General features: G+C 74.4%; 21 protein-coding genes and 3 pseudogenes. 8 read left to right on the top strand and 16 right to left on the bottom strand.

The window, feature by feature from the left end:
- Nucleotides 1–31: 31 nt before the first annotated feature.
- From KME75_RS05805 to KME75_RS05785, 5 genes are read right to left on the bottom strand one after another with little or no spacing between them, the layout of a single operon-like run.
- Nucleotides 32–1213, bottom strand: coding sequence for an anhydro-N-acetylmuramic acid kinase (locus KME75_RS05805; protein WP_308282584.1), 1182 nt, complete (start codon nucleotides 1211–1213; stop codon nucleotides 32–34).
- On the bottom strand, nucleotides 1210–2265 hold the full coding sequence (gene murQ / locus KME75_RS05800) for an N-acetylmuramic acid 6-phosphate etherase (RefSeq protein ID WP_219413483.1): 1056 nt from the start codon (nucleotides 2263–2265) through the stop codon (nucleotides 1210–1212). The genes KME75_RS05805 and murQ overlap by 4 nt, the downstream gene beginning before the upstream one ends.
- The gene (locus KME75_RS05795; protein WP_219413482.1) at nucleotides 2262–3149 is read right to left on the bottom strand and encodes an ABC transporter permease; all 888 of its coding nucleotides are present in this window, start codon (nucleotides 3147–3149) and stop codon (nucleotides 2262–2264) included. Before KME75_RS05795 ends, murQ begins: the two co-directional genes overlap by 4 nt.
- Nucleotides 3146–4114 (bottom strand): ABC transporter permease, encoded by a 969-nt coding sequence (locus tag KME75_RS05790; protein WP_219413481.1) that lies wholly within the window; start codon nucleotides 4112–4114, stop codon nucleotides 3146–3148. The genes KME75_RS05795 and KME75_RS05790 overlap by 4 nt, the downstream gene beginning before the upstream one ends.
- Complete coding sequence (locus tag KME75_RS05785) at nucleotides 4111–5643, bottom strand: ABC transporter substrate-binding protein (RefSeq protein WP_219413480.1); 1533 nt, start codon at nucleotides 5641–5643, stop codon at nucleotides 4111–4113. The genes KME75_RS05790 and KME75_RS05785 overlap by 4 nt, the downstream gene beginning before the upstream one ends.
- Nucleotides 5644–5837: 194 nt before the next feature.
- Here KME75_RS05785 and KME75_RS05780 point away from each other — a divergent pair, with 194 nt between their 5' ends.
- Nucleotides 5838–6719 carry a MurR/RpiR family transcriptional regulator gene (locus KME75_RS05780; RefSeq protein WP_219413479.1) on the top strand — a complete coding sequence of 294 codons (882 nt, stop codon included), beginning with the start codon at nucleotides 5838–5840 and terminating at the stop codon, nucleotides 6717–6719.
- 98 nt (nucleotides 6720–6817) lie between these two features.
- Here the strand turns inward: KME75_RS05780 and KME75_RS05775 are convergent, their stop codons facing one another.
- On the bottom strand, nucleotides 6818–7396 hold the full coding sequence (locus KME75_RS05775; protein ID WP_219413478.1) for a TetR/AcrR family transcriptional regulator: 579 nt from the start codon (nucleotides 7394–7396) through the stop codon (nucleotides 6818–6820).
- A 54-nt stretch (nucleotides 7397–7450) separates the two neighbouring features.
- On the opposite strand from KME75_RS05775, the gene KME75_RS05770 reads away from it, so the two are divergent.
- Nucleotides 7451–8638, top strand: coding sequence for a cytochrome P450 (locus tag KME75_RS05770; RefSeq protein WP_219413477.1), 1188 nt, complete (start codon nucleotides 7451–7453; stop codon nucleotides 8636–8638).
- Nucleotides 8639–8688: 50 nt separating this feature from the next.
- Nucleotides 8689–9288, top strand: a complete 600-nt coding sequence (locus KME75_RS05765) for a class I SAM-dependent methyltransferase (protein WP_219413499.1) — start codon at nucleotides 8689–8691, stop codon at nucleotides 9286–9288.
- A gap of 75 nt (nucleotides 9289–9363) precedes the next feature.
- Here KME75_RS05765 and KME75_RS05760 read toward each other — a convergent pair.
- The 3 genes and pseudogenes from KME75_RS05760 to KME75_RS05750 form a co-directional block, all read right to left on the bottom strand.
- Nucleotides 9364–10410, bottom strand: a pseudogene (locus tag KME75_RS05760) (cysteine desulfurase family protein); the annotation flags it as partial.
- A complete protein-coding gene (locus KME75_RS05755; protein WP_219413476.1) occupies nucleotides 10407–11678 on the bottom strand; it encodes an MFS transporter in 1272 nt (423 codons plus the stop codon). The pseudogene KME75_RS05760 and the gene KME75_RS05755, both read right to left, overlap by 4 nt.
- Nucleotides 11675–13057 carry a rhodanese-like domain-containing protein gene (locus tag KME75_RS05750; protein WP_219413475.1) on the bottom strand — a complete coding sequence of 461 codons (1383 nt, stop codon included), beginning with the start codon at nucleotides 13055–13057 and terminating at the stop codon, nucleotides 11675–11677. The genes KME75_RS05755 and KME75_RS05750 overlap by 4 nt, the downstream gene beginning before the upstream one ends.
- A 60-nt stretch (nucleotides 13058–13117) precedes the next feature.
- Between KME75_RS05750 and KME75_RS05745 the strand changes: the two genes are divergently transcribed.
- Nucleotides 13118–13789, top strand: a complete 672-nt coding sequence (locus KME75_RS05745) for an ArsR/SmtB family transcription factor (RefSeq protein WP_219413474.1) — start codon at nucleotides 13118–13120, stop codon at nucleotides 13787–13789.
- Nucleotides 13790–13846: 57 nt separating this feature from the next.
- On the opposite strand, the gene KME75_RS05740 is transcribed toward KME75_RS05745, so the two are convergent.
- Together KME75_RS05740 and KME75_RS05735 are read right to left on the bottom strand one after the other, a co-directional pair.
- Nucleotides 13847–15055, bottom strand: a complete 1209-nt coding sequence (locus KME75_RS05740; RefSeq protein ID WP_219413473.1) for an MFS transporter — start codon at nucleotides 15053–15055, stop codon at nucleotides 13847–13849.
- Nucleotides 15056–15086: 31 nt separating this feature from the next.
- Nucleotides 15087–16412, bottom strand: a complete 1326-nt coding sequence (locus KME75_RS05735; RefSeq protein WP_219413498.1) for an NAD(P)-binding domain-containing protein — start codon at nucleotides 16410–16412, stop codon at nucleotides 15087–15089.
- 102 nt (nucleotides 16413–16514) lie between these two features.
- Between KME75_RS05735 and KME75_RS05730 the strand changes: the two genes are divergently transcribed.
- Nucleotides 16515–17372, top strand: a complete 858-nt coding sequence (locus KME75_RS05730) for a helix-turn-helix domain-containing GNAT family N-acetyltransferase (RefSeq protein WP_219413472.1) — start codon at nucleotides 16515–16517, stop codon at nucleotides 17370–17372.
- Between the two features lie 209 nt (nucleotides 17373–17581).
- Nucleotides 17582–17845, top strand: a pseudogene (locus tag KME75_RS05725) (NAD(P)-binding domain-containing protein); the annotation flags it as partial.
- Nucleotides 17846–18395: 550 nt separating this feature from the next.
- On the opposite strand, the gene KME75_RS05720 reads toward KME75_RS05725, so the two are convergent.
- The gene (locus KME75_RS05720) at nucleotides 18396–18878 is read right to left on the bottom strand and encodes a DUF2231 domain-containing protein (protein ID WP_219413470.1); all 483 of its coding nucleotides are present in this window, start codon (nucleotides 18876–18878) and stop codon (nucleotides 18396–18398) included.
- A 15-nt stretch (nucleotides 18879–18893) separates the two neighbouring features.
- The gene (locus KME75_RS44755; protein WP_281424419.1) at nucleotides 18894–20213 is read right to left on the bottom strand and encodes a glycosyltransferase; all 1320 of its coding nucleotides are present in this window, start codon (nucleotides 20211–20213) and stop codon (nucleotides 18894–18896) included.
- Nucleotides 20214–20258: 45 nt separating this feature from the next.
- Here KME75_RS44755 and KME75_RS05710 point away from each other — a divergent pair, with 45 nt between their 5' ends.
- Nucleotides 20259–21023: a TetR family transcriptional regulator gene (locus tag KME75_RS05710; protein WP_219413469.1), complete on the top strand. Its 765-nt coding sequence runs from the start codon at nucleotides 20259–20261 to the stop codon at nucleotides 21021–21023.
- 16 nt (nucleotides 21024–21039) lie between these two features.
- Here the strand turns inward: KME75_RS05710 and KME75_RS05705 are convergent.
- Nucleotides 21040–22250, bottom strand: a pseudogene (locus tag KME75_RS05705) (DUF2254 domain-containing protein).
- A 186-nt stretch (nucleotides 22251–22436) separates the two neighbouring features.
- The gene (locus KME75_RS45645) at nucleotides 22437–22634 is read right to left on the bottom strand and encodes a hypothetical protein (protein ID WP_308282583.1); all 198 of its coding nucleotides are present in this window, start codon (nucleotides 22632–22634) and stop codon (nucleotides 22437–22439) included.
- Here KME75_RS45645 and KME75_RS45640 point away from each other — a divergent pair.
- The gene (locus KME75_RS45640) at nucleotides 22625–22810 is read left to right on the top strand and encodes a DUF1737 domain-containing protein (protein ID WP_219413467.1); all 186 of its coding nucleotides are present in this window, start codon (nucleotides 22625–22627) and stop codon (nucleotides 22808–22810) included. The two genes, KME75_RS45645 and KME75_RS45640, sit on opposite strands and share 10 nt — an antisense overlap.
- A 112-nt stretch (nucleotides 22811–22922) precedes the next feature.
- Here the strand turns inward: KME75_RS45640 and glyA are convergent, their stop codons facing one another.
- Entirely contained in the window at nucleotides 22923–24260 is a 1338-nt protein-coding gene (gene glyA / locus KME75_RS05685) for a serine hydroxymethyltransferase (protein ID WP_219413466.1), read from the bottom strand.
- Between the last annotated feature and the right edge of the window lie 4 nt (nucleotides 24261–24264).

Below are 24264 nucleotides of genomic sequence, written 5' to 3'. Positions count from 1 at the left end.
GTCGCAGCGGTTACGGTCTCCGGGCCGCCCTTCACACCGCCACCCCCTCGGCGACCGTGAGCCGCAGCGCGGTCGGCGCGCCGGTCAGCGGCTCCGGCAGCCGCAGCGGGCCAGCCCCCGGGGTGATCGCGCCGAGGACGCGGGCGGCGCTCGCGCCGGTGCACGTCGGCAGCGTCGCGGGCAGCCCGTGCAGCGTCTGCCAGCCGATCAGCGCGAACGCGATCGCCTCCTTGTCCGACGGCGGCGCCCCCAGCTCGGCCGAGGTCACGATCCGCACGCCGGCGAGGCGGTCGGCGAGCATCCGCATCATCGTCGGGTTGGCACAGCCGCCGCCCGAGACCACGAGGGTGTCGACGCCGGCGGCGCGCACCGCGTCGGCCACCATCTGCGCGGTGAGCGCGGTGAGCGTGGCGATGAGGTCGGCCGGCTCGACGGGACGGCCGTGCCGGGCGAGCGCGGCGGCGACGTAGCCGTCGTGGAACAGCTCCTTGCCGGTGCTCTTCGGCGCGGGCAGCCGGTAGTAGGGCTCGGTGAGCAGATCGGCGAGCAGGTCCTCGTCGACCCGGCCGCGCGCGGCGATCGCGCCGTTGGCGTCGTAGCCCGCGGGGTGGGCGCCGGTGCGCAGCACCGCGGCGTCGACCAGCGCGTTGGCCGGGCCGATGTCCCAGGCCAGTGCCCCGCCGGCGGCACCGGGCACGGTCATGTTCGCGATGCCGCCGAGGTTCAGCGCGGCGGGACGGCCCGGCAGCGCCCCGAGCAACAGGGTGTCGAGGTAGGACACCAGGGGCGCGCCCTGGCCGCCGACGGCGATGTCGCGGATCCGGACGTCGGCGACCACCGGCACGCCGAGCCGTTCCGCGATCCACGCGGGCTGCCCCAGCTGCAGCGTGCCGAGCGCATGGGTGCCGTCCACCCAGTGGAAGACGGTCTGCCCGTGGGAGCACACCGCGTCGACGGACGCCGCGGCCACGAGCTTGTCGGCCGCGTCGGCGAAGGCCTGCCCGATGAGCGTGTCCAGCTCGCAGACCTCGGCGAGCGTCGTCGAGGCGGGCGGGAGTGCTGCGAGGATCCGGGCCCGCAGCGCCGGGTCGTAGGGCGTGCTCGACGTGGCCGTGACCTGCCCCTGGAGCTCGTCGCCGTGCAAGCCGAAGTCGACGACGGCGGCGTCGATCCCGTCGTGCGACGTCCCGGAGATCATGCCGAGGACCTTCACCGCTCTCCCTCCATCGCCGCCCGCAGGCTGCCGCCGGTGGCGGCGAGCCGGACCTCGGCCTGTGCCTCGTCGAGCCCGCTCTCCAGGCGCAGGATCGCGAGCTTCACCTGCATGTCGGACGCCTCGAGCGCGGCCGCGGCACGGTCCCGCGAAGCGCCCGTGACCGTCGTGACCATGCGGATCGCCCGCTCCCGCAGCTTGCCGTTGGAGGCGTGCAGATCGACCATGAGGTTCCCGTAGGTCTTGCCGAGCCGGACCATCACGATCGTCGAGAACATGTTGAGCACCAGCTTCTGCGCGGTGCCCGCCTTGAGCCGGGTGGACCCGGCGACGACCTCGCGGCCCACCAGCACCTCGATGGCGTACTCGGCCGCGGCGGAGAGCGGGGTGTCGGCGTTGCACGACAGCCCGACGGTCAGCGCCCCGCGTGCCCGCGCCTCCGCGACGGCGGCCACGACGAACGAGGTGCGCCCGCTCGCCGCGAGGCCCACCACCGAGTCGACCGGGCGGACGTCCTCGCCGGCGATCGCGGCGCGACCGGCGTCCTCGTCGTCCTCCACGCCCTCCTGGGCGGCGAACACCGCGTCCCGGCCGCCCGCGATGACGCCGCGGACCAGCTCGGGCGGAGTGCCGAAGGTGGGCGGGCACTCCGACGCGTCGAGCACCCCGATCCGGCCGGGCGTCCCGGCGCCGACGTAGAGCAGCCGTCCGCCCGAGCGCATCCGCTCGACCACGGCCTCGATCGCCGGCACGATCTGCGGGAGCGCGGCGCGGACGGCGGCCGGGACCTCCGCGTCGGCCTCGTTCATCAGCGCGGCGAGCTCGCCGACGCTCGCCGTGTCGATCCCCGCGTAGCGCGGGTCGGCCTGCTCGGTCTCGAGCCCGCCGAGGTCCCCACCCGGGGTTGCAGCCCCATCCGCCGTTGCAGCCCCATCCGCCGTTGCAGCCCCATCCGCCGTTGCAGCAAAGCCACTTTCCCGCAACGTGGTTGCAGCAAAGTGGCTTTGCTGCAATCCGTTCGGCTCGTCCGGCTCGCCCGCGAACCCGGTCATCCACGCTCTCCGTTCTTCGGGTCGAGCGCGTCGCGCACCCCGTCGCCGAGCAGGTTGAGCCCCACGACGAGCGCGACGATCACGGCGCCGGGGGCGGCCATCGTCCACCACGCGACGTTCACCAGCACCCGCGCCTCCAGCACCATCGAGCCCAGGGACGGGGCCGGGGGAGGGGTGCCGAGCCCGAGGAAGCTCAGCGATGCCTCGGTCAGCACCGCCCAGGACAGCGAGAGCGTGATCTGCACGATCACGATCGGGGCGATGTTCGGCAGCACGTGCCGGGCCAGCGTGCGCAGCGAGGAGAACCCGAGGACGGTCGCGGCCCGGACGAAGTCGGCCTCGCGCAGTGACAGGACCGGGCCGCGCGTCACCCGCACGAAGATCGGGGTGTAGACGATCGCGATGGCGATCGCCACCGTCAGCCAGTTGCGCTGGAACGCCGACGCCAGCGCCAGCGCCAGCAGCAGCGGGGGGAACGCGAACAGCACGTTCGTCACCCCGAGGATCGAACGGCCGGACCACCCGCCGAAGAAGCCGGCAACCACCCCGGAGACGGTGCCGACGGCCGTGGCGATCGCGACGGCGACCACGGCGATGAGCAGCGAGTTCGCCGCGCCCGCCGCGGAGCGGGCGAACACGTCCCGGCCGAACTGGTCGGTGCCGAACCAGTGCGTCGCCGACGGCCCCTGCAGGCGGTCGGCGGGGTTCTGGCTGATGGCGTCGAACGGCAGCGCACCGACGGCGGCGGCCAGTGCGGCGAGCACCACGATCCCGACGAGCACGGCGCCGACCAGCCCGCTGCGGCTCGCGAGCGTCCGCCGCAGCAGACCCCTCCGGCCCGGGGCCGCAGCCGGCCCGACCCCGGTGGCGACGTCGGCCGTCATGCCGCACGCACCCGTGGGTCGATGACGCGGTACAGCAGGTCCGTCGCCAGGTTGACCAGCACGAACGTCAGCGCGATGACGAGCACCGTGCTCTGCACGACGGCGTACTCCTTCTGTTGGATCCCGAGGAGCACCTGGCGGCCGATCCCCGGCACGGAGAAGATCTGCTCGACGACGACGGCCCCGCCGAGCAGGTAGCCGAACTGCAGGCCGGTCATCGTCACGATCGGCACGAGTGCGCCGCGCAGCACGTGCCGGTACTGGATCCGCCGCGGTCCCACGCCCTTGCCTCGGGCGGTGCGCACGAAGTCCTGGGACCGGACCTCCAGCAACGCCGAGCGGGCCGTCCGCATGATCGGGGCGGCGAGCCCGAACCCGAGCACCAGCGCCGGCATGAGCATCTGCTGGAGGTTGAGCGCCGGATTCGTGAAGAGCGGCGCGAACTGCTCGGCGTTGGGGTTGTAGCCGAGGAACCGCGCCGACGCCGCCAGCAGCGCCGAGCCCAGCAGGAACGCCGGGATCGACAGCCCGGCCAGGCCGAACGTCTGGCCGACGGCGTCGCGGGCGGAGTTCGGCCGCGACGCCGACAGCATGGCCGCGGCGACCCCGAGGACCAGCCCGACGACCAGCGACAACACCGCCAGCTCGAGCGTGATCGGCAGGGCCGCCGCGGTCATCTCCAGCACCGACTGGCCGCTGCGCTCCGACGCGCCCAGGTTGCCCGCGAGGACGGCGCCGAGCCAGGTGAAGAACTGCACCACCAGGGGCTGGTCGAGCCCGTAGTAGGCCTCCAGTGCCGCGCGCTGCGCGGGGGTGAGCGCAGCGGCCTCGGTGCCGAGGCCGGCCGTGATCTGGTCGCCGGGGATCGCCCGGAGCATGACGAAGACCAGGACGGCCACGCCGAGGAGGGTGAGGACGGCCTCGAGGAGCCGCCTGGCCAGTGGATGCCGGAGGATCGTGGTCATGACCCGCTGACGGTGGTCTCGCGCAGGAACTTCAGCGAGCCGTTGGCCATCGGCGTGAAGCCGCTGACGTCGGGGGTCGTGGCGGTGTAGGTGAAGCTGGTGAAGAGCCACACCCAGGCCGCGTTGTTCTCCAGCTCGGCCGAGACCTGCTCGTAGATCGCCTTGCGCTCGGCGGGGTCGGCGGTGGCCTTGCCCTGGGCGAACAGCCCGTCCAGTGTGGGCGAGCTGTAGCCCGCGACCTCGTTGAGGTTGCCCGTGCTCGTGAAGTACCGCCCGTACATGCCGTCCGGGTCCGGCCGGCCGCCGTTGAGCGCCACGGCGCTCTGGAAGTCGGCGGCCACCCAGCGGTCGACGTAGGCGCCGGACTCCAGCACCTCGAGGTTCATCGTGATACCGGCCTCGGCCAGCTGCGCCTGGATGTTCGTGGCCTCGTTGACCGACGTGGCGTACTCGCCCTGGGAGACGATCGTCGAGATCGTCAGACCGCCCGCGTGGCCGGCCTGCGCGAGGTACTCCTTCGCCTTCGCGACGTCGCGCTGTGGGCACGGGCGCGCCGCCGGGTCGGAGCGGTAGGCCGGGGAGGTGATCGGCCCGGTCACCTCCCCCTCGCCGAGCGCCGCGGTGTCGAGCACCTGCTGGCGGTCGATGGCGCACTGGATCGCCAGCCGCACGTCGACGTCGTCCAGTGGCGCCTTGCGGGCGTTGAGCTGCAGGGCGTGGTACGACAGCTGCGGAGTCTTCGTGATCTGCACCCCGGAGGCCTCCGCGCTCTGCGCGACCAGCGGGTCGTCGAACACCGCGAACTGCACGTTGCCGGACTGCAGCGCCGAGACGATCGACGTCTCGTCCGGGATCACCCGGAACTCGAGCGAGGACAGCGCGGGCGCGCCGCCCCAGAAGGACTCGTTGGCCGTGAGGGTGATCGACTCGTTCGGCGAGCGCTCGGCGAACGTGAACGCGCCGGTGCCGTTCGACGTCTCGGCGAGGGTCTCCTCGGTGTCCTCGCTGGAGAGCATCGCGAGGTTCACCGACGCCAGCGCGGCGAGGATGCCGGCGTCGGGGCCGGACAGCGTGAGCACGACCGTGGAGGGGTCGGGCGCCTCCACCGCGGTGACCGAGGCCAGGCTCGCGGCCGCGACGGCACCCGTCGCCTCCTCGCGGATCCGGTCGAGGGAGGACTTGACGTCGGCGGAGTCGAACGTGCTGCCGTCGGCGAACGTGACGCCCTGGCGCAGCGTCAGGGTGAGGGTGGTGCCGTCCTCGGAGAGCTGCCACGACTCCGTGAGCCCGGGCACGACCTCGAGGTCCTCGTCCAGCTCGGTGAGCGTGCCGTAGAGCTGTTCCAGCACGTTGACGGCCTGGAACTGCGTGGCCTTCCAGGGGAAGAGGGTGTCGGGGTCGGAGGTGGCGCCGATGACGAGGCCGCCGGGCCCGGCAGTGCCGCCGCCCGCGGGCGCGTCGCCGCCACCGGAGCCCGAGCACGCGCTGAGCAGCACCGCCCCCGCCACCGCGAACGCACCGAGCCGCACCCCCCGCCGGCTCCTCAACACGTCTCGAAGCATCTCGCCTGGACCTCCACTCGCGCGGGATCGGGTGCGGCCTGTTGGGCTGCGCCGCTGCTGTTGGCGGCTACAGGACCACAGCGCCGAGCGGTGGTCAAGAGTTGTCGCAGACTCGCATCCAGATGTAACAAGTTATCGACGGTGCGGATACGCTCCGCTGCATGACGTCATCGCCTGTGGCCCGCGGCGTGCTGGTGCGGATCCGCGCCGTGCTGCCGTCGCTGCGGCCCGCGCAGCGGCGCGTGGCCGAGGCCGTGCTGCGCGACCCGGACGGCACCGCGGAGCTGTCGATCGGCAGGCTCGCGCAGGAGTGCTCCACCTCGGTGGCGACGGTGATGCGGTTCTGCCGGTCGGCGGGCTTCCACGGCTATCCCGAACTGCGGCTCGCCCTCGCGCGCGAGACCGGCCGCGAGGCCGCCGGCAGCCCCGACGGCGCGGTGCTCTCCTCGGACATCGACCGCAGCGACACGCTCGCCGACGTCGTCGCCAAGATCGCGTTCAGCGACGCGAAGGCCGTGGAGGACACCGCGGCCACGTTGGACCTGGCCGCGCTCGGGCGGGCCGTCGAGGCGGTGGCGAGTGCCCGGCGGATCGACATCTACGGGCTGGGCGCGAGCGGTTTCGTCGGCCAGGACCTGCACCAGAAGCTGCACCGCATCGGCCTGCTCGCCTTCGCGTGGCCGGACCCGCACGCCGCGCTCACCTCGGCCGCGCTCCTCGACGGCAGCTGCGTGGCGATCGCGATCTCGCACACCGGCACCACCACGGACACCGTCGACGCCCTCCGGGTCGCCCGCGAGTCCGGCGCCCGCACGATCGCGATCACCAACTTCGCGCCGTCGCCCCTGACCGAGTGCGCCGACCTGGTGCTCACCACCGCGGCCCGGGAGACGACGTTCCGCTCCGGCGCGATGGCGAGCCGGATCGCCCAGCTCGCGGTGATCGACTGCCTCTTCGTCGGGGTGGCGCAGCAGTCCTACGACCGGACGATGACCGCGCTCGACCGCACCTACCGGGCGGTGCGCTCCCGGCGCAGCCCCTGACGGTTCCTCATGCACCCCGTTTCGGCGGATGCGCCCCGTCGACGGGGCGCACGGGCCACGACGGGGCGCATCGGCGCCATGAACACGCCCGGGTCGCACTACTGTGCGGCGGCGCGGATGACCCCGTGCACGGCTTGCCCGATCCGTTCGGCGGCGTGCTCGGGGTCGGGCTGACCGGCGTCGAGCCAGGCGATGACGGCCTCGACGGTGAGCGCCGGGATCAGCCGGGCGGCCCAGTCCAGCCAGGGGCCATCGGGGATCAGCGGGGCGAGGTTGCGCCGGGCGACATCGGTCGATGCGGCGGTCAGGTCGTCGACGACGTCGCGGAACTCCGGCTCCCGGGCGGCGTGGTGGAACAGCAGGCGGAACGCGTCGCAATCGGTCGCGGCGGCGCGGAGCAGCGCCGGGATCGACCGGTCGTCGAAGTCGTCGTCGCCGACGCGCTCCTGCAGGCGGCCGCACGCGCGGTCGAGGGCGGCGCGGTACATGTCGGCCTTCGAGTCGAAGTGCCGGTAGAGCAGCACGCGCGTGATCCCGGCCTCGGCGGCGACGTCGTCCAGGCCCGTGCCGGCGAACCCGGTGCGGGCGAACGCGCGCGTGGCCGCGCCGAGGATCTGCTCGCGCCGGTCGGCGCGGCGCATCCGGCGCACCGGCGTTGCAGCGTTGCCGTCGCTCATGCTCACCCGCTTCCCTCTTGTGTACGCCGGAGTCTAAAAGTAGCTTGTTTACTCGTGAGTGTACAACGAGATGTTGACATCCAGCTGCCGTTCGAGAAGCCGCATCCCCTGCAGGCGGCCCCACTGCTGCGGACGCTGCAGGCCGCGGGGCCCGTCCACCGCATCCGCACCGCGGTCGGCGACGAGGCGTGGCTGGTCACCGGGTACGAGCAGGTGCGCAGCCTGCTGGACGACGACCGGCTCGGGCGGTCCCACCCGGACCCGGCCTCCGCGGCGCGCACGGGGGAGTCGGCGCTGTTCGGCGGGCCCGTGGGCGACTTCACCACCGAACACACCGATCACGCGCGGATGCGGGCGCTGCTGCAGCCGCACTTCTCACCGAAGCGGATGCGCGCCCTGCGCCCACGGGTCGAGGCCCTCACCGCCCGCCTGCTCGACGAGCTCGCCGAGCACGGCTCGCCCGCCGACCTGGTCGAGGCGCTGGCGCTGCCGCTGCCGATCGCCGTGATCTGCGAGCTTCTCGGGGTGCCGTTCGAGGACCGGGCGCAGTTCCGGACGTGGACGCGGGCGGCCGCCGACGTGCAGGACGGGGCGCGCTCCCAGCAGGGCCTGGCCGACCTGTTCCGCTACGGCCAGGAGCTGGTGGCGCGCAAGCGCCGCGAGCCGGGCGACGACGTGATCTCCCAGCTCTGCGCGACCGAGGGCGTCAGTGACGGCGAAGCCGCCGCGATGGGGATGTTCCTGCTGTTCGCCGGGCACGAGACCACGGTGGTGGCGATCGGCATGGGGGCCGTGCTGCTGCTGTCGAACCCGGCCCAGTGGCAGGCCCTGCTCGCCGACCCCGACCGGATTGGGTCGGCGGTCGACGAGATCCTGCGGGCGCAGGGCACGGGCGGGGGCGGCATCCCGCGGTACGCGCGCACCGATCTGGAGATCGCCGGCGTCACGGTCCGCGCGGGGGAGCTGGTGCTGCTCGACACCGGCTCCGCCAACCACGACGGCGCGGTCTTCCCCGAGCCGGACCGGTTCGACGTGAGCAGGCGCGACGCCGGGCACGTCACGTTCGGGCACGGGGCCCGCTACTGCATCGGCGCGCCGCTGGCCCGGATCGAGCTGCAGGCCGTCTTCTCCCGGCTGGTGCCGCGCTTCCCCGAGATGCGGCTCGCCGTCGGCGTCGACGGACTGGCCGTCCACACCGGGACGCTCACCGGCGGCCTGCGCGAGATCCCGGTGACGTGGTGACGGCCGTGTCCGGAGTGCGGCACCCGGTCTTCGCGCGCCTGTACCCGCGGATGGCCCGGGCGATGGACGAGGGCGGCCTCACCGAGCACCGGCGGCAGTTGCTGTCCGGGCTGCGCGGCGAGGTCGTCGAGATCGGCGCGGGCCCGGGCGGCACCTTCCCGCACTACCCGCCCACGGTCACCCGGGTGCTGGCGGTGGAGCCCGAACCGCGGCTGCGGGCACTCGCGCGCAGCGCCGCGGCGGCCGCCCCCGTCCCGGTCGAGGTCGTCGACGGCCTGGCCGATCGGCTGCCCGTCGCCGACCACACCGCCGACGCCGTCGTGTGTTGCCTGGTGCTCTGCTCGGTGCCCGGTCCGGCCGCCGCGCTGGCCGAGGCGCGTCGGGTGCTGCGGCCCGGCGGGCAGCTGCGCGTCCTGGAGCACGGGCGCGCCGACGCCCCGGGCGTGGCCCGGGTGCAGCGGCTGCTCGATGCCACGATCTGGCCGAGGCTCGCGGGTGGGTGCCACACCGGCCGCGACACCGTCGCGGCGATCGAGCAGGCGGGCTTCACCCTGGATCGACTGGACCGCTTCCTGTTCCCAGACACCCGGGCGCCGTTCTCGTGGCACGTCCTCGCCACGGCGCGGTCCGCTCGACCTGCCGCGCGATGAGCCCGGCGGCGCGCGGAGCTCGTCCTCGGTGGTCCACCGGCCGAGGGACAGCCGCAGTGCGGCGTTCGCCCGCTCGGCGCTGATGCCCATGGCGAGCAGGACCTCCGAGGGGCTGTCGATGCCTTCGTGACACGCCGAGCCCGTGGCCGCGGCGATCTCGGGCAGGGCGGCGAGCAGGTCGCGCCCGCGGACGCCGTCGATGCTGACGTTGAGGGTGCCCGGGAGCCGGTGGACGGGATGGCCGTTGAGGTGCACCCGCCCCGGGAGGAGCCGCTCCAGCTCCCGGTGCAGGAGGTCGCGCAGCCCCGTCAGCCGCACGGTGCCGCCGGGCAGCTCGGCGCGGGCGATGACGCCGGCCTGCCCGATGGCGGCGATGAACGCGACGTTCTCGGTGCCCGCGCGCAGGCCACGCTCCTGCCCGCCGCCGTGGACGACCGGCCGGATCGGGACGCCGTCGCGGACGTAGAGGGCGCCGACCCCCTTGGGCGCGTACATCTTGTGGCCGACCACGGTCAGCAGGTCCACGCCGAGCGCGGCCACGTCGATGTCCACTTTCCCTGCGGCCTGTGCGGCGTCGGTGTGGAACACCGCGCCGTGTGCCCGGGCGACGGCCGCCAGCTCGGTTACCGGCTGCAGGGTGCCCGTCTCGCTGTTGCCGAAGGCGACCGACACCAGCGCCGTCTGGTCGCTGATTGCTGCCTCCAGATCGGCGGGCCGCACGCGGCCGAACCCGTCGACCGGGAGGTGGGTGACCGTGAAGCCCTCGTCCTGCAGGCCGCGGCACGCCTGCAGGACGGCCGGATGCTCCGTGGGCAGGGTGATCACATGCCGGCGGCCGGCTGGCGCGGCCCTCGCGGCGCCGCGGACGGCGAGCGTGTCGGCCTCCGACCCGCCACCGGTGAACACGATCTCGTCGGGGCGGGCGCCGAGCAGCGCGGCGAGCTGCGCACGGGCGCGGTCGACCGCCGACCGCGGGGCGTCGGCGTACCGGTGGCTGCTGGAGGGGTTGCCGAAGTGCGCGGCGAGGAACGGCAGGGCGGCCTCCAGGACCGCGGGGTCGACCGGGGTGGTCGCGTTGTAGTCCAGGTAGATCGGGCCGTCGGCCAGGCCGGGGTGGGTCAACGCGGGCTCCTGGGGGAGGCCGAGGTGTGCGTCTCGTACATCCGCACGGCGACGGCGAGCCCGGAGGCGGTGGTCACCGCGGCCACGACCGCCACGGCGACCGGGAGGCCGTAGGCGTCGGCGACCAGCCCGGCGACCAGCGCGCCGACGACGAAGCCGCCGTCGCGCCACAGCCGGTAGACGCCGACCGCGCGGGCGCGCCACGCGGGGTGGGCGACGTCGCCGACCGCGGCGAGCAGGGTCGGGTAGACGAGCGCGGTGCCGGCGCCGAGCAGCACCATCGCCACCGCCCACACCCCGAAGGATCCCCCGGTGGCGACGAGCACGAGGGCGACGGCCTGCAGGAGCTGGCCACCCACGATGAGCGGTTTGCGGCCGGTGCGGTCGGACAGCGCGCCGGTGCCGAGCTGCCCGAGCCCCCAGACGGCGGGGTAGAGGGCGGTGAGCACGCCGATCTGCGCGACCGACAGCCCGGCGGCGGCGAACAGCAGCGGGAACAGCCCCCAGGCCAGCCCGTCCATCAGGTTGTTGACCATGCCGGCGTGGCTGGCAGCCGACAGCGCGGGTTCGCGGAAGCTGCTCTGGGCGAAGATCTCGCGGCTGCCGAGGCCGGCGTGCAGGTGCCCGCGAGTGGTGTGGCCTGCGGCTTCGAGCCGGGCGTGGTCGCGGGTCTCGCGCACGGCCAGGGTCGACAGGCCGAGGCCCAGTGCGGCGTAGGCGATCCCGAGGAGGAACGGCTCCGGTCGCAGCCCGGCTCGGGCGGCGATGTACCCGGTGGCCATCGCCGTGGCCGCGACGGCGAGGTACCCGGCGGCCTCGTTGAGCCCCATCGCCTGCCCGCGCCGCTGCGGGCCCACGAGGTCGATCTTCATGACGACCGTGGTCGACCAGGTCAGCCCCTGGTTGAGCCCGAGCAGCACGTTCGCCGCGATCACCCAGCCCCAGCTGGGCGCCCAGATCAGCAGCAGCGGGACGGGGACGGCGATCAGCCAGCCGGCGACCAGCACGGGCTTGCGCCCGTATCGGTCCGACAGCGTCCCGGCGGCGTAGTTCGCCACCGCCTTCGTCGCCCCGAATGCGAGGATGAAGGTCAGCACGCCGGTGTAGGCGGTGAGCCCGAACTCCTGCTCCGCGAGCAGCGGCAGCACCGTCCGTTCCTGCCCGTACATGCCGCCGACGAGGGCGTTGACCGCGACGAGCAGGACGAACTGGGCGAGGTTCGCCCGCAGCCCCAGCCGCAGCGGGGCGCGGGTGGCAGGGGTGCTCATCGGCCCGTGGCCAAGTCGCGCCCGGCGGCCTCGGCCCAGTCACCGGGCCCGCCGGCCAGGACCGCCAGATCCCGGTGCCCGGCGCGTTCGAGCAGGCCGACGGCACCGGCGGCGCGTTCCCCGTGCCCGCACATGACCAGCGTCGGTGCGTCGGGGAGCCGGCCCGCGGCCGGGCCGAGCGCGCCGAGCTCGACGTGGAGGGCGCCGGGCAGGTGCCCCGCGCTGAACTCCGCCTCCTGGCGGACGTCGAGCACCCGGTACCGCCCGTCGACCTCCCCGGGCCGCAGCAGCGGCGTGTTCGCGGTCGGGTGCCCGGCCGCGATCCACGCGTCGATCCCGCCGTCGAGCTCGCCGGCGAGCCGTTCGACGCCGATGTTCAGGGCGCGCCAGACGAGGTCGGCGAGGTCCTGGTCCGGGTTGCGCAGCACCACGACGGGGGTGTCGGCGGGGACCAGCCAGCCCAGCCAGGTGGCGAACTGGGCGCGCAGCGGGATCGACACCGCGCCGGGGACGTGGCCGCGGGTGTAGTCGGCGACCGGACGCGCGTCGACGAGGACGGCGCCGTCGGCGAGCAGCCGCCGGACCGCGGCCACCGGCAGCGCGTCGAGCCGCCCCGTCGCACCGGGGTCGAGCACCGCAGGGCCGCGCCGGTTGATCTCGGCCAGTCGGAGGAAGTAGGGCGGGTAGCTGCCCAGCGAACCGAGCAGGTGCTCGACGAACCGATCCTCGTCGTCGATGGCCAGCAGGGGGTTGGCGGCCAGCTCCCGCCCGATCGTCGACGTCCGGTCGGCGCCGGGCGGGGCCGAGCAGAACGAACCGGCGCCGTGCGTGGGCCACAGGGCCGTCGCAGGCGGCAGCGCTGCCAGCCGGCGCAGCGAGCCGAACTGGGCGCGCGCCAGGCTCTCGGCACGGTCGGCGCCGAGCAGGTCCGTGCGCGCCGCCGACCCGACGATCAGTGAACCGCCGCTGAAGACCCCGACCGGCCGGGCGCCGTCCCGCAGCAGGAACGCCAGGTGTTCGTCGGTGTGCCCCGGTGTCTCGAGCGCGGTCAGCGTCGGCCCGCCGAGATCGACCTCGTCGCCGTCGCGCAGCCCGCGGTGGTCGAACCGGCGCTCACCCGCCGCCGCGGCGAGCACGGTGGCGGCGTCGTCGTGGGCCAGTTGCACGGCGCCGGAGAGGAAGTCGGCGTGCAGGTGGGTGTCGGCGACGAACCGGATGCGCAGGCCGGCCCGCTCGGCGGCCGCGCGCACGGCGCGCAGGTCCCGTGGTGGGTCGACGACCAGGGCGCCGCCGTCGCCGAGGTCGAGCAGGTGGCAGGAGTTGCCCAGGCCCTCGTCGGCGACCGCGGTCGGCGCGAGTCCCGTCGTGGTGTCGCCCATCTCGCCCTCCCGGGGTCCGGCGTTGCTGCTACACTATTCCACGGAGCATTGGAGGAGTCTATGGGTGACGCGACGCGGAAGTCGGAGCTGTTCGAGCAGCTGGCCCGGGTGGGCAAGGCGCTGGGCAACGGGAAGCGCCTCGAGCTGCTCGACCTGCTCGCGCAGGGGACGCGCAGTGTCGCCGACCTCGCAGGGGCGGCCGGCCTCGGGCTGACCACGGCCTCGGCGCACCTGCAGACCCTCCGGCAGGCGGGGCTCGTCGCCACCAGCCGTGAGGGCACCACGATCTTCTACCGGCTCGCGGACGGCGATGTCGCCGCGCTCTACGCGCAGCTGCGCGATGTCGCCGCCGCGCACCTCCCCGACGTCGATGCGGCTCGGGCCCGGTACCTGGGCACGCACGACGGTGAGGACGTCGAGCAGATCGGCCGGGAGGAGCTGCTGCGGCGCGCGCAGGCCGGAGAGGTGGTCGTCCTGGACGTGCGGCCCGCGCCCGAGTTCGCCGCCGGCCACATCCCCGGCGCGGTCTCCATCCCGATCGACGAGCTTCCCGCGCGGCTGTCCGACCTCCCGCCCGAGCTCGACGTCGTCGCCTATTGTCGCGGCGCCTACTGCGTCTTCGCGCACGAGGCGGTGCGGCTGCTCGCCGCCGAGGGCCGCCGGGCGGTGCGCCTGGCCGAGGGGATGCTCGAATGGCAGCTGGCCGGGGAGCCCGTCGTCGCGGCCTCGTGACCACGCGCGAACGGCACTCTCGGTCAACAGGTTTGGTCGAAAGTGCCGTTCGCGCAGTCACTCGGGCCGGCGCGGAACGCTCCCGGCCATGAGGATCGCCGCGACGGCGGCCAGCCCCGCGAGCAGCCCGAAGAGACCCGGGTAGCCGCCGAGCGCCTGGGCGACGGCGGCGCCCGCCCACGGCGCGACCGCAGTGGCGACCATGGCCGGGGCGGAGAGCAGGCCGTTGAGGCGTCCGTAGTGCGTGGCGCCCCAGCGGTCGCTGATCGCGGTGGCCTGCAGCAGCGTGAACACCCCGCGGGCCGCGCCTGCGAGCATCGCGGCCCCGACGAGCAGCACCGCGGGCCCGGGCAGGGCGGCGAGCATCGCGGTGGCGGCGGCAGCGCTGGTCAGCACGACGACGCCCCGCGAGCGCACTCCGGTGGCGGCCGCCAGCCGCCGGTACCCGAGCCTGCCCAGCACCTGCCCGACGCCGCCGAGCCCGAGTGCCCAGGCGGCTGCGCTGGTCGACATCCCCCGCTCAATGAACAGCGGCACCTGGTTGACCACGACCGCGAACGCGGCGAACGACGCGAGCCCGACCGCCATGACCAGCAGGACGAACGGGCGGCTGCGGACGATCGCGGCCGGCGTCCGGTCCACGTGCTCGGCGTGCTCGGCCGGGTCCGGCGCGGGCCAGTGGCCCCGCAGCCCGAACAGGTGCGCCGGGACCGTGACGACGGCGAGCACCACGGCGAGCACGACGTAGGTCTGCCGCCACCCGAGCGGGCCGAGCAGTGCCGCGGTCAGCGGGGCGAAGACCGTGCTCGCCAGCCCGGCCAGCAGCGTCACCGCAGTCAGCGCGGTGACGCGTCGAGGACCCCACCAGCGGGTGAGTGCGGCGAAGGCGGGCGCGTACAGCGTGCCGGCCATGGCGACGCCCGCGAGGAGCCACGCGGCGACGAACACCGGTAGCGTCGGCGCCCACGCGATGCCCAGTACCGCCGGGAGCGCCAGCACGGAGCCGGTGGTCATGACAGCGCGCGGACCGATCCGGTCCAGCAGCCGCCCGACGGGTATCCCGACGATCGCGGAGACCAGCAGCCCGGCGGAGAACGCCGCCGTGACGGCACTGATCGACCAGCCGCTGTCGGCGGCGATGCTCGGCGCGAGCACGGGGAATGCGTAGTAGAGCACGCCCCAGCTGGTGATCTCGGTGACGCAGAGGACCACGAGCACGCGGCGCAGCCCGGACGCGCTCAACGTCCCGGGCTGCCCTGCGCTCATCCCGACAGGGTGCATCAGGGCGGCGCCGTTCTCAGGCCTGGCCGCCGATCGGCACCGCCACCGGCTCGGCGGGCCCGCAGCATCCGCCCGCCGACTCCGCCGACGTCTCCTCGAGCAGCCCACCGCCGCTGCAGACGCCGGTCTCGGGCAGCACGAGCTCCACCCGCTCCGCGGCCGCCCGGTCGCCTGCGATCGCGGCGACGACCGAACGGACCTGCTCGTACCCGGTCAGCGCGAGGAACGTCGGCGCCCGGCCGTAGCTCTTCATCCCGACCAGGTAGACGTCCGGCTCCGGCTGGGCGAGCTCGACGGCGCCGTGCGGGTAGACGGTGCCGCAGGAGTGCACGTTGGGGTCGACCAGCGGGGCCAGCGCGCGCGGGGCCTGCAGCACCGGGTCCAGGTCCAGGCGGACCTCGGACAGGAAGCCCAGGTCGGGGCGGAAGCCCGTGAGTACGACGACCTCGTCGACCGGGTCGAGCCGGGTCCCGGCGAAGGACTCCAGCACGAGCCGGCCCGCGCTGTCGCGCTCGACGGCGGCGGTGCGGAACCGGGTGACGGTGGTGATGTGCCCGGCGGCGACGGCCTCCGCGGCGCGCTTCCCGAGCGCCCCGCGCGCGGGAAGCTGGTCGGCGTCGCCGCCGCCGAAGGTCGTGCCGATCTCGCCGCGGCGCAGCAGCCACTCGACGTGCGTCCCGGGGACGGCCTGCGCCAGCTCGGCGAACGCGACCAGTGCGGTCAGTGCCGAGTGGCCGCTGCCGGCGACGGCGATGCGCCTGCCGCCGTAGCGCGCCTGCTCGGCCGGGTCGGTCAGGTTCGGCACCCGGTAGCGGATCCGGTCGACCGCGGCCCGCTCGCCGAGGGCGGGGAGCCCGTCCCCGCCCAGGGGGTTGGGTGACGTCCACGTCCCGGACGCGTCGATCACGGCGCGGGCGTCGATCCGCTCTTCGCCGCCCGCGGTGTCCACGCGGACGGTGAGCGGTTCCGTCCCGCGAGCCGCGTCGACCACGCGGTCCCAGCCCCGGCGGGCCACCCCGACGACCCGGGCGCCGTAGCGGACCCGGTCGCCGAGCGTGTCGGCCAGCGGCTGGAGGTAGTGCTCCGCCCACTCCGCGCCGGTGGGGTAGGCGTCCGAGTCGGGGGCCTGCCATCCGGTGGGGGCGAGCAGCTTCTCCGCGGCGGCGTCGACGAGCTCGCCCCACCGCGAGAACAGTCGCACGTGGTGCCACTCGCGCACGGCCGCGCCCGCCGCGAGCCCGGCCTCCAGCACGAGCGGGGTCAGGCCCCGGTCGACCAGGTGCGCCGCGGCGGCCAGCCCGGCCGGTCCGGCACCGATCACGACCACGGGCAGCTCGGTCACGTCACTCACCGAATCCTCCATCGATCCGAGTCGATTGATGGCCGAACTGTATCGACGGGCATCGATTGACGCAACCATCGATGTGTGTCGATACTGGTTGGCATGAGCGAGCCCCTGTCCCTCACCGTCCTGCCGTCGCCGCCCGCCCAGCTGGCGCCCCGCGACGCCGCGACCTACGCGGAGTGGTTCGCCTGCCTGGCCGAGCCGATGCGGGTGCGACTGCTGCACGCGGTGGCGGTCGCAGGCCGGGAGACGACGGTGGGGGAGCTGACCGAGCGCCTGCGCGTCAGCCAGTCCACGTGTTCCCACCACCTGCGGAAGCTCGCCGACGTCGGGTTCGTCCGGCTGCGCAAGGAGGGGACCTCGACGCTGGTCTCGATCAACGCTGCCTGCTGCACCGGGCTGCCGCACGCCGCCGACGCGGTGATGGGGATGCTCGGCCCGCGCCCGTGCTGCCCGGACGACCTCCCCGCCGACGTCACCGTCCGGGCACTCGGGGCCGATGACTGGGCCGACGTGCGGCGGATCTACGCCGAGGGCATCGCCACCGGACACGCGACGTTCGAGACCGAGGTGCCCGACCGGGACGACCTGGACGCCGCGTGGCTGCCCGAGCACCGCTGGGTCGCCGAGCTCGACGGCCGGGTCGTGGGCTGGGCCGCCGCAGCGCCGGTGTCGTCCCGGCCCGCCTACGCGGGCGTGGCGGAGACCGCGATCTACGTCGGCGACGGGTTCCGGGGCCGCGGAGTGGGCAAGGCACTGATCCACCGGCAGGTCACCGCCGCCGACGACGCCGGGCTGTGGACGCTCCAGACGTCGATCTTCCCGGAGAACCGCGCAGCCGTCGCCCTGCACCGGTCCGCCGGGTTCCGCACCCTCGGGATGCGGGAACGGATCGGCCGGCACCACGGCGTCTGGCGCGACACGGTCTTCCTGGAACGCCGGCGCGCCGACGCCTGACGCCGACTCGCGCGCCCGTAGGCCGCGACTCGCGCACTCGTAGTCCGCGACTCGCGCACTCGTAGTCCGCGACTCGCGCACTCGTAGTCCGCGACTCGCGCACTCGTAGGCCCCGACTCGCGCACTCGTAGGCCCCGACTCGCGCGGTGTCGGTCGCCCGATCCTGCCCATTCGTCCTCCCCGGGGAGGGCCCGAGCTCCGAGGTACCCATGAACAGCCCTGACGCGATCGTCGTCGGCGCCGGTCAGTCCGGTCTCGCCGCCGCACATGCCCTGCGCGCGCACGGCCTCCGGCCCGTCGTGCTGGAGGCCGGACCCGAGCCGGTCGGCTCCTGGCCCAACTACTACGACAGCCTCACGCTCTTCTCCCCCGCCCGTTACAGCGCGCTGCTCGGACTGCCGTTCCCCGGGGATCCGGAGCGCTACCCGCACCGCGACGAGGTCGTCGAGTACCTCCGCCGCTACGCCGCCACCCGCGGGTGTTCCGCGGAACGCGGGGCGAGGGCGTGGCCGTCGGCGGCGGCCGGTGAAGATCGCCGCGAGATGCGCTTCCGTGTTGCCGACGGGACGGGAAGTGCGCTCTCGTGGTGCCCGGGGTGGTGGTGATCGTCGTGAGGTGGCGGTTGTTGTCGCCGCGGCGGCGATAACCGCACGCTCGCGGCGATCACGGGGGAGTCCGGGTCGCGACAGGGGCAAGATCGCCGTGAGGTGCGCTTTCGCGTCGTCCCGTCGGCGGAAGGTGCCCTCTCGTAGGGGCCATGCGGCGGGTGTTCCGCGGAACGCGAGCGAGGGCGTGGCCGTCGGCGGCGGCCGGTGAAGATCGCCGCGAGATGCGCTTCTGCTGGTCGGCGGAACGGGAAGCGGGAGCGGCGCAGGTCAGCGCGGTGCGGGCGCCTGACCGTCCGGCACGAGCGCCGGGGTCGCTGGTCCCATCTTCAGCGTCAGGCTCAGGTGCCCGCCCAGGTATCCGCCTGCGGTGGCGGCCACGCCGCCGGTCACGCCCAGCGCGACGGCCCTGGCGTGCCTACCGGTGAGCCGAGCGCCAGCGAGGACGCGTACAGGGCCAGCGCGGTGCTTGTTCACGACCGCGTACCACGAGGCCGACGCGCCGCGCCGCGCCGCTCGCCGTCTGCCACTCGGCGAGTCCGGCGAGCACGGTCGGGACGGCCGCGGCGAGCCCGAAGGCCAGCTGCCCGGTGGCCGCGCCGCGGGCCCGGCGGCCGCCGAACAGGTCCAGCAGCGAGGTGCACGTCCAGGCGCCGAGCGGGAAGTCGGTGAGCAGCGGGTGCAGCGCCTGCCCCAACTGGTCGCCGCGCAGCACCGAGCGCGCCCGCGGCGAGGGCAGCGCGGTGTCCGCGACCCGGTCGAGGACACCGGCCGGGCGGTCGAGCGAAGCGGCGTCCTGGAGGCGGTGCACGGGCGTGGCGAGCGCGGGCAGCGTCGTCCCCGGGGCGCGCGGGCGGCGGGGCGGAGGTGGCCATGACCTCCACCACCCGCGGCTGGACACGTCGATGCTGCCCGGTCAGTGATGGCGTGAGGTGGAGCCGAGCCGATGCAGCGTCTCGGCGACGCGGCCGGCGCCGTCCTCGGCTCGCACCCGCTCGGCCACTGCGGTGGCACGGCTGCGGTAGCCCGGTTCGGACACGGCCTGCCGGATCAGCTCCGCCAGCCGGTCGGCCGTGAGCCGCTTCAGGCGGACCGCGCCAGGGGCGACGCCCAGCCGGACGAGCCGGGCGGCCCAGAACGGCTGGTCGGCGAGCACCGGGACCGGGACCGCCGGGACGCCCGCCCGAAGCCCGGCCCCGGTGGTGCCGGCCCCGGCGTGGTGGACGACCGCGGCCATGCGCGGGAACAGCCAGTCGTGCGGGACGCTGCCGACCGTCAGCACGTCGCCGTCGGTCCCGGGCAGGCCGGCCCACCCGGCCTGGACGACCGCGCGGACCCGGGCCCGGCGGGTGGCGGCGGCGACGATCTCGCCGAGCCGCTCGGCGTCGCCGTGGCCGTGGCTGCCGAAGCCGACGAAGACCGGTGCCGGCCCGGCCGCCAGGAACTCGGTCAGCTCGGCGGGTGGCTCCCAACGGGGTGGGTGGGGCGGCCACCAGTAGCCGACCACGTTCGCTCCCGGGCGCCAGTCGCGGGGCCGGGGCGAGACGAGCGGGCTGTAGCCGTCGAGGATCGGCAGGTCGGCGTCGTCGAAGAACATCTCGCGGCGGACGGCGGCCATCCCGGTGGTCGGCAGGCCCAGGCGGGTCTGGAGGTCGTCGACCACGCCGTCGAGGGACTTCAGCATCGCGGGGCCGAGTCGCATCAGTGCGCGGTTTCCCCAGCGACCCAGCGAGCGGTCGCCGAACATGGCGGGGAGGAACTCCTCGGTGGGCACGCTCGGTGTCAGGCCCAACAGGACGCCGGGGATCCCCATCGCCTTCGCGACGAGATAGCCGTGCGTGGCGGGCACGGCCTGCAGCAGCAGGGCGTCGGCCCCGTCGGCAGCCGCGATCACCGGCTCGGCGAGGGCGCGCATGAACTGCTGGTAGATCGCGGACTGGGCCTTCATCGCCCGCAGCCCGCTCCCGGACCGGGTCCAGCTCCGGCCCTCGTCGGAGGCCATCACCTCGCGGGTGTTACCGGGGAGCGGCGCGAACCCCAGGCCGTGCTCCCGCACGACGTCCGCGAACGACTCCTGCGTCGCGAGGGTCACGTGGTGGCCGCTGCCCCGGAGCCGCGTCCCCAGGCCGAGGAACGGCGCGACGTCGCCGTACGACCCCACGGTCATGATCACGAGCTTCACGAGCGCCTCCGCGACTGCCTCGTACTTACCGGCGGTCAGGAACCGTAGCAGCAATTGACCGGTGGTAGAGAGTTCCCGAGACGGAGGGGCGGTGTCCACGTGGACGGTCGGCAGGCGCCGGAGGAATTCCGGCGGGACACGCGTCAGCGCGTCCTGGACGCCGCGCGGGAGCTCTTCGCGCGGCCCGGCGGCTACCGGGCCACGTCGATGCGTCAGATCGGCGAGCGGCTCGGGGTCACCAAGGCGGCGCTCTACTACCACTTCCGCTCGAAGGACGAGATCCTCCAGTGCCTGACCGCCCCGCTGCTCGATGCGCTCGATGCCGCGCTCGACGCCGCGGCCGCCGAGCGCGGCCTCGCGCGGGTTCGTCGGCACGTGGTCGACGGCTCGGTCGCCGCGATGCTCGCCCACCGTGACGTGCTCACGATGCTGCTGCGCGATCTGGCGCTGCTGTCGGAGACCGCGGTCGGGGCGCGGCTCGCCGCGGTCATGGTCCGCGGCCAGGATCTCCTGGCCGGTCCCGATGCCGGGCTCGGACAGCGGATCAGGGCGTTCCAGCTCACGTCGGGGCTGGCGAACACGATCACGCGGTTCGCCGACGTGCCGGCCGAGGTGCTGCGGGTGCACCTGCTCGACGGCGCACGGGTCGTGCTGGCGGGCCTCCCGGCCGCCGACGAGGCGCCCCCGGCTCCCCGGGGCCGGCCCCGCGGTCGCGCGGGTGGGCGGCCACGCGCGCTCGGGCAGGGGGCGGTCGACCGTGCGCGGGAGCGCTACCGGTCGGGCGAGCCGGTCGAGCGGATCGCGCAGGAGCTGGGTGTCTCCCGGGCCACGGTCTACCGACACCTGAATGCGCCCGAGTTATGAGACGTTGATTTCGATATCAGAGCTCCGCGCCGTCCGCGAAGTACCGCTTGTAGACCCGCCGCACCCTGGAGGCATCCGCGGGTAGCAGGTCCGCCTGCTCCACCCCGGCGACGACGAGGCGGGCCTGCTCGTGGATCGCGGGACGCACGGCGGGGTCCAGCCGGCGGCCCTCGAGCGCCCGGCACACCATGTGCATGGTCTCCAGCAACTGCACGGACACGTCGGGCAGCGGCGCGGCGGACCGGCGCACCTCGCCGAAGGTGAGCGCCACGAGATCGGCGGGCGTCGGCGCGTGCGGCACGAGCAGCACCCGCCCGCACTCGTCCCGGTGCGCCCGCCGTGGTGGCGTGGCGACGAGCCGGGTCAGCAGGGCGGCCGCGTGCAGCACGGCGTCGCGGGCGGTCGTGGCGTCGTTGACGCCGGAGGACAGTGCGATGAGGGCGACGTCGACGAGCTGGCGGATCCCGTACGCCGGATCGCCGTGCACCGTCCGGCTGTTGCCGACGCGGACCGCGGCGTGCACGCACCCCTCGGCGCGCCGGCGGTCCGGCGGGATCGGCCAGAGCGTGCACAGCGGGCTGCCTGCGAACACGAACTGCCCCACGCCGGTCTCCAGCCGCACGGTCCCGCGGTCGCCCACCGCGCCGAGCATCCCGGCGACGTCCAGGTGCTGCACCCACCCGTCCCGCTCGCACCGCACGAGGTACCCCTCCGTCCCGGGCGGGTCCGCGATGCTCCCGGCGCCCTCGGCCCGCCCGTCGTCGGCCTCGGGCGTCGCCGCCAACGCCTCGGTCAGCACCCGGTTCAGCACCTCGCTGACCTCCATGGTGTGGGCGTTGTGGTCGATGAACGCGACGATGGCGAGGATCGCCGCGATTCCGAGCAGGACCGCCACCGCGACCGAGAGGTTGGGGACGACGACCTCGGCTCCGGTGTCCTCCGGGGCCCGGACGGCGCGGAGCACCACGAGGTCGTAGGCGAACGCCCGACGGCCACCGCCATGATCCGGCGGTTGAACGGGTCACGGAACAGCCCGTGGACCACCCGCGGCGAGTACTGCGCCGAGGCCTGCTGAATGATCAGCAGGGAGACCGAGAACGTGATGCCGGCCACCGAGATCGTCGCCGTCGCGATGGTGCTGAGCACCGCGCGCGCGTTCTCCACGGTCGAGGTGAGGATCAGCGGCAGCTCGACGCCCGTGCCGATGGACCGGTCGACCGCGAGCATCAGCTCGCCCAGCACCACGCCGAAGAGCACCCCGAACATCGGGACGACGAACTAGCTCGTGCGCAGCCGGTCGGCCGCCGCGGTCAGCCTCAGCTGCATGGGTCGACGGGTGTCCGGCTGCGGGGCATGCGGCGGGGATACCCACGCGTCCTCGGGGGATGCGCGGGTGTGCCCCGACCGTTGCCGTCAGCCCTTCAGCTGGAGTCTGCGCTGCAAGAGCCGTCCCATCGGGGGCAGCGCGGCCATCCGCAGGGGCAGATCCCGCAGCCACAGTCGCGGCGGGTCGGCCGGGGCGTAGAGCCCCTTCACCCGGCGACCGAGCTTCTGCTTCCTCTCCGCGGCCGTGCAGATCGTGGGCGGGCAGACTGGGGTCCGTGGCGCCACCACCCGACGGTCTCCCGGTCTACCGCGTGCTCACCGGCCCCGACGACCCGGCGTTCTGCCGGCGCGTCAGCGACGCCCTCGGCCTCGGCTACGAGCTGTACGGCAGCCCGGCGATCACGTTCGACGGGAGCCGGGTGATCGTCGCGCAGGCAGTGCGCTGGCCGAGCGACGAGTAGCCGGCCGACGACACACGATCCGCTGCCGCAACCGCTCTCACCGTCTCACCGAGGAAGGGCAAGCGGCTGTACGGGGTGCACGGGCAGCGGGGAGCGGACGATCTCCGCGTGCTCACTGCGGCCGGTCGGCCGTGTAGTGCACGCCGGAGAACTGCTTGCGCCACGCCGTGACGTCCGGGGCCACCGCGGCCGGGTCGCCGTCGGTGTCGAGGCCGCGGGTGATGAGTTCGGCCAGGCCGGGCATGTCGGCAGGCTGCATGCCGAGGCGGACGAGCTCCGGCGTCCCCATGCGCAGGCCGTTGACGTCGCCGTCGACCGGCGCCTCGGGCAGCCCGATCCCGCAGGCGAGCAGGTTCGCCCGCCGCAGTCGGCGGGCGGCGTGCTGGCCGCCGCCCCACCGGTGGGCGCGGAGGGCGAACTGGTGCGAGCGGGTCGGGCCGTGCGTACCGGTGAAGACCGGCAGCCCGGCCGCGCCCAGTTCCTCGGCCAGCCGGGCGGCGGTGTCGACCATCGCCGTGGCGTAGGCGGCCCCGGCGACCTTCCAGTCGACCATCGTCACCGCGAGCGCGGCGGCCTTGGCGGCATCGAAGTTGGCGGTCAGGCCGGGGAAGGCGATCGCGTCGATGCGCTCGGCGAGCTCCGGGTCATCGGTCACCACCGCGCCGCCGGCGGGGCCGCCGAGGCTCTTGTAGGTGCTGAACGTCATCAGGTGGGCGCCCTCGTCGAGGGGCTGCTGCCAGGCCCGTCCGGCGATCAGCCCGCAGAGGTGGGCGGCGTCGAAGAGAACCTTTGCGCCCACCTCGTCGGCGATCTCGCGAATCGCGCCGAGGGGGTGCGGGTAGAGGTTGAGGCTGCTGCCGATCGTGATCAGTTTGGGCCGGACCTCGCGGGCCAGATCGCGCAGTGCCGCGACGTCGACGGTGTAGCCGTCGGCCGCGACCGGTGCGGGCACGGTGGTGAGCCGGTACCGGCCCGCCGAGCCGCCGGCGTGGTGGGTGACGTGCCCGCCGATCGAGGGCGGCGGCGCGATGATCGTGTCGCCCGGCTCGCAGGTCGCCATGAAGGCGTACAGGTTCGCGATCGCGCCGGAGGCCACCCGGATCTCCGCGTAGCGGACGCCGAAGACCTCCGCGACGAGCTCGGCGGCGATGACCTCGATCTGCTCGATCGCCTCCAGGCCCATCTCGTACTTGTCGCCGGGGTAGCCCAGCGACGGGCGCGATCCGAGGTTCGCCGACAGCATCGCCTCGGCCCGCGGGTTCATGATGTTCGTCGCCGGGTTGAGGTTCACGGAGTCGACGTCGTGGATCTGCCGGTTCTCGGCGACGAGCCGGTCCAGTTCGGTGAGCAGGGCGGCCGGGGTGGCGCTCGCCGCAGCCGTCGCCACGGTCTGCACGCGGTGCTCGGGCTGCTCGGGAACCCAGGGCCGGTGGGCGAGAGCTGCGGTCATGTTC

The organism is Pseudonocardia nigra (genome assembly GCF_019396355.1).
Classification (GTDB): Bacteria; Actinomycetota; Actinomycetes; order Mycobacteriales; family Pseudonocardiaceae; genus Pseudonocardia; species Pseudonocardia nigra.
The sequence above is the reverse complement of the archived record's forward strand: the minus strand, read 5'-3'. Positions and strand labels throughout refer to the sequence as shown.